Annotated in this window: 3 protein-coding genes; all 3 read left to right on the top strand. The window is 60.1% G+C overall.

Annotated features, from left to right (window positions below; all coding sequences use genetic code 11):
- The first annotated feature begins 216 nt into the window (after window positions 1-216).
- The 3 genes from ACSFE6_RS30910 to ACSFE6_RS30900 all read left to right on the top strand — a co-directional run bounded on the left by ACSFE6_RS30910 (window position 217) and on the right by ACSFE6_RS30900 (window position 5,242).
- Window positions 217-981: an endonuclease/exonuclease/phosphatase family protein gene (locus ACSFE6_RS30910; RefSeq protein WP_435431168.1), complete on the top strand. Its 765-nt coding sequence runs from the start codon at window positions 217-219 to the stop codon at window positions 979-981.
- Between the two features lie 285 nt (window positions 982-1,266).
- Window positions 1,267-3,858, top strand: a complete 2,592-nt coding sequence (locus ACSFE6_RS30905; RefSeq protein WP_435431167.1) for an autotransporter outer membrane beta-barrel domain-containing protein — start codon at window positions 1,267-1,269, stop codon at window positions 3,856-3,858.
- A gap of 316 nt (window positions 3,859-4,174) precedes the next feature.
- Window positions 4,175-5,242, top strand: coding sequence for an autotransporter outer membrane beta-barrel domain-containing protein (locus ACSFE6_RS30900; protein ID WP_435431166.1), 1,068 nt, complete (start codon window positions 4,175-4,177; stop codon window positions 5,240-5,242).
- Window positions 5,243-5,335 lie beyond the last annotated feature (93 nt).

Raw genomic sequence — 5,335 nt, 5'->3', positions numbered from 1 at the left:
GGGGGAGTATCAGTCCTGGAAAGGGCAGAGACATAGCGAGCGTCTATTCAGCATGCTCCCCACCCCCCCCCCCCCCCCCCGCTCCCACAGGGAATTGGGTGTATCCCGATAATCCGGATGGAACCGCCCGCCCCCACATCAGTCGCATGCATAAGCCTGGCTTGATTCAGAGGAGTGAAAGTGAGCCGTACATCCAAGCCGCAAACGATCGACTCAATGCCGTTGAACGAATCCTCGTCCATTGACCGATTGCGTGTGCTGACCGTCAATACCCATAAGGGTTTTACCGCCCTCAACCGACGTTTCATCCTGCCCGAACTGCGCGAAGCGGTACGCAGCACGTCGGCGGACCTGGTGTTTTTGCAGGAGGTGGTCGGCGAACATGATCGCCACTCCTCGCGCTACAACGATTGGCCATCGACCTCGCAGTACGAATTCCTCGCCGACAGCATGTGGAGCGACTTTGCCTATGGCCGCAACGCGGTCTATCCCGACGGACACCATGGCAACGCATTGCTGTCCAAATACCCGATTCGCGAATACCGCAACCTCGATGTCTCGATCACAGGCCCCGAGCGACGCGGGCTGCTGCACTGTGTGCTGGACGTGCCAGGTCACGCCGAGGTCCATGCGATCTGTGTTCATCTGAGCCTGCTGGAAAGTCATCGCCAGCTGCAATTGCAGTTACTCTGCCAGTTGCTCGAATCCCTGCCCGACGATGCACCGGTGATCATCGCCGGCGACTTCAATGACTGGCAGTTACAGGGCAATGCCGCCCTCGCCCGCCGCGACTACCTGCACGAAGCCTTCGAACGCCATCATGGCCGTCCCGCCAAGACTTACCCGGCGCGGTTTCCGCTGCTGCGCCTGGACCGTATCTACCTGCGCAATGCAAGCAGCCATGAGCCGCAGATTCTCGGGACCAAGCCCTGGACGCATTTATCGGATCATTTGCCTTTGGCCGTAGAAGTACGCCTCTGAATCTGCTGCCGGCCACCTCAAAAAGCCACCCGCAACATCAAACTGAATCGTTTTACCTGGTACTTTTCTCAGTAGATCATCAATAAAACTGCTGCTACGCTGCCCTCGTCCGTACCCTTGATGTACAGGCGTGCGACTCACAGTGGCCGTCGTTGCTGAAGGTTTTCGATTACGGGTGATTGCCTTCCCCATGTTGTCTCGCAACCCGCGCTGCCGAAGGTGCCTGAAGCCTTGTCGCTTTTGACAAGTCGTAAATCAGTCGCCGACTCACGAGCGGAGACGAGCATGAAGTTTTCCAGTGAACTGCCCCTGTACGGTTACGGCGCCTGTGTCCTTGCATTCCTGGCAGGCGTGGGCTGGACCCACCCCGCCCACGCGGCCTGTACCCTGACCCCCACCGCCGGTAACGATAATTTCGTGTGTGACAGCGCCAGCAGCGGACCGCTGAGCGACCTGGCGGGCAACAACAGTCTGACCTTCCCTACCAACGGCACCGGTACGATCAACGGCAACGTGACGTTCGGTGCCGGCACCGACACGGTGAACATGAACTCCGGCAGCATCGTCGGTTCGCTCAATCAGGGCGATGGCGCGGACGTCCTCAACATCAGCGCCGGGCAAATCACCGGTGCCGTCAACCAAGGCAATGGCGTCGATCACTTCACCATGAGCGGCGGGACGATTCAGTCGCTGGCCCAGGGTGACAGCCACGATTTTTTCCAAATGACTGGTGGCAGAATCGTCGGTTTCTTCGATGACGGCGACACCGCCACCATGTCCGGTGGCAGAATCGGTCGGGTCGACATGAAGCTCGATAACAACCTGTTCGACCTGTCGGGCGGTGTGATCGACGGCAACCTGGTCACCGGTTTCGGTACCGACACCATCATCGTTTCCGGTGGCAGCATTGGCGGCTTAATCAGCGTCAGCAGCGGCAACGACAGCATCACGGTGACCGGTGGCGAGGTTTTCGGTGAGATCCGCACCAGCGTCGGCAACGACACCTTCACATGGGATGGCGGTGGCATTCTCCATTCGGCCGTCCTGATGGAAGGCGGCGACGACCGTGCGACCGTGCGCAATCTGGGCGAAAGTACCCTTGCACAGACACCGAGCCTCAACGGCGGTACAGGCACCGATGTGCTGACCTTCGATAACACCACGACCACGGGCGCCGGTCGTTACGTCAATTGGGAAACGGTCAACCTGAACAACGGCTCACGACTGGAGCTCGCCGACAACTTTGTTTTGGGTGACAGCGGCACCGGCACCGGCGTGTTCAACATCGACGGCAGCAGCACCCTGACGTCCACGCAAGGCAGCCTCTCCCCCTTCACCGCCGGCCAGAACGTCACGTTGAACAACGCCGGGATCATTGACCTGAGCAGCGGCAACACCCGCACCAGCGACACGCTGACGGTGCAGGGCAATTATGCGGGCAGCGGCGGCCAACTGCTGGTGCAAAGCGTGCTCGGCGATGACAACGCCCCCAGCGACAAACTGGTGGTCAATAACGGGACCCTGACCGGCACCACGACCATAGACGTCACAAACCTTGGAGGCACTGGCGCGCAAACCCTGCAAAACGGCATTCAGGTGGTGCAAGCCCAAGGCACGGCGACCAGCGACAGTGGCGCCTTTTCGCTCAAGGCCCCATTGTCAGCGGGTGCGTTCGATTACGTCCTGTACAAGGGTGGCGTCACGCCCGGCAGTGAGAACAGCTGGTACTTGCGCTCCGCCATCGTGCCTGTGCCGGTGGTCGCCGTCGCCAATCCCGATCCGGCCTTGCCACCGATTCTGGTACCACTGGTGCCGACACCGGTTGCCGCGATCGGAAGCCCGCCGCTGCCGACGCCCGCCTACGTTATCGTACCCGCGCCAACCCCGGGAGCCGCACCCGCCCCCAGCGCTGCGGCGATTCCGTTGTACCGCCAGGAAGTGCCCGTCTGGTCAGTATTGCCGCCAGCCGCCGCGCAGCTTGGCCTGGAAGCGCTCGGCACCTTCCATGATCGCCAGGGCGATCAGCGCCTGTTGACTGAAACAGGTTCGTTTGGCGCCGGATGGGGCCGTGTCTATGGCAGTAATTTCGACCGCACCTGGGCCGGCACCGTTACACCCCGGCTCGACGGCTCGATCAAAGGATTTCAGGTGGGTAATGACCTATACGCGTCACAGACTTCAGGTGGGCAAACCCAGCGCAGCGGTTTCTTCGTCGGTCACAGCCGCTTGAAGGGCGATGTCGATGGCTTCAACCAGGGGTTTGACGGTAAACGCGCCGGCAAAGTCGAGCTTGATGGAGACAGCCTCGGCCTGTACTGGACCCTCACCGATCCCAAGGGTTGGTATTTCGATACAGTGGCCATGTACACCTGGCTCGACGGTAATAGCCATTCCGACCGTGGCCTGAAAATCAGTACCGACGGCCATGTCCTGTCCCTCTCGGCCGAGACCGGTTACCCCTTTGCTCTCGCTGGCAACTGGGTGATCGAACCCCAGGCACAAGTCATCCACCAGCAGGTGAAACTCGACAGTCAGGATGATGGCATTTCCCGGGTGTCCTTCGAGTCCGATTCCGCCGAAACCGGTCGTCTCGGCGTACGGCTCAAGGGGCGATATGACCTCGCAGGCTTGCCGCTGGAACCCTGGTTGCGCGCCAACCTGTGGCACACCTTCTCAGGCACCGACACGGTCACTTTTGCCAACACCACCGATATCGACACCGAACAACAGTCTTCCTGGGCCCAGGTCGGCATCGGCGCCAGCCTCTCCCTCGCCAAAGACGTCAGCCTGTACGCCAATGTCGACTACAACAGCAATTTAGACAGCAATCAGCAGCGCGGAACGACCGGAAACATGGGCATTCGATTGAGCTGGTGATACCGAGCAAAGGCTCTAGCACGTGACTTTTTTTGACGTTTTTGCCAATAAACAAGAACTTAGAGAGGCGCCGTAAATCAGTCACTTATAGGACACAAAATACCCCTACCATTTATCGGCCATTTTCTTGACGCAGTGACGGGGGTCTTCTTGACTTCACGTTACTACCCCCGGAATCACTATCAGGGGCAAGCCCCCGCAGACTCCCGCGCAATCGGGCGGCCCCCGGCTTGCCTCCCTACATTCGGTCGCCCCTCGCTAGGGGTAGGAGAGACGCCAAGGCAAGTACGGCACGCGATTGCAAGGTAGCCACGCCATGAAAACTTCCTTCACCCAACAAGAGATCAAAGTTACTTTTTGCACTGTCTCGAGCTCACTCCTGCTGTGTTCCTCCATGGAAGTGCAGGCTTCACCGGCCGACGAAGAAACAACGCCCTGGTACCGCCAGGACATCCCGGTGCTCACCCTGCCTGCTCTCGCGACCACGTACCCCGGCCGTTTCAGTCCTGCCCCCGATATGCGAAGTAGCCATTTCACCACCGAAGACGCGACCCCCTTCGCCTGGGACCAGATTTATGGCCAGGCCTCACGCCAGGCGCAAACCGATGCCCTGGCGCAGGGTTTCACCAATATCGCCGCAGGCGAACACAAGGGCCCGGCGATCCTGACCCTGCAAAGCAATAGCGGCCATACCCAGCGGGTCGGACTGATCGGCGGCACCAGCCAGATTCAGGGCAACAGCAATGGCCTGCTGACCAACCGCGGCATGTCTGACCGCCACACCGACACCCTCAACCTGCAAGGCGAAAGCCTCGGCGCCTACTACAGCTTGACCGGACCACAAGGCTGGCACGTCGACCTGTCGGCCAGCGGCGGCCGGGTCAACGGCTTCAGCCGTAACGAACAAGGCGCCCGGCAAGCCACCGAAGGCAGCGCGGTGACGTTGTCGGTGGAAGGTGGTTTTCCGATTGGCATTAGCGAAAACTGGGTGGTTGAACCCCAGGCGCAATTGATCAATCAGCGCATCACTCTGGATACGCCCTACGCGGGTTCCGGCAATGCCTCATCCAGTGACTTGAGCTCATGGAGCGGCCGGGTCGGCGCCAAGTTGAGAGGGAGTTACGACATCAATGGCTTGGGCGTCGAACCTTATGTGCGGACCAACTTGTGGCACACGGTGTACACCGGCAACACCGTGACCCTCGATCAGGTCGACAAGATCAGCAGCAGTCGCAACGCCTCGACGGTGGAGTTGGGATTGGGCCTGGTTGCCAAAGTCACGCCCACCGTCAGCCTGTATGTCAGTGCCGATTACAGCAGCGATGTGGATGACAATGATTTGAATGGGTTGATTGGCAGCCTGGGCGTGCGGATGCGGTGGTGAGGTTCAGACCTCAAAAAATGTTTTGCCTGGGCTGACGCCATCGCGGGCAAGCCCGCTCCCACAGGTACAGCGTGATCCCTGTGGGAGCGGGCT

The organism is Pseudomonas baetica (assembly GCF_051216495.1).
In the GTDB taxonomy this organism is placed as follows: domain Bacteria; phylum Pseudomonadota; class Gammaproteobacteria; order Pseudomonadales; family Pseudomonadaceae; genus Aquipseudomonas; species Aquipseudomonas baetica_B.
This window is presented reverse-complemented; position numbering and strand designations above follow the sequence as displayed.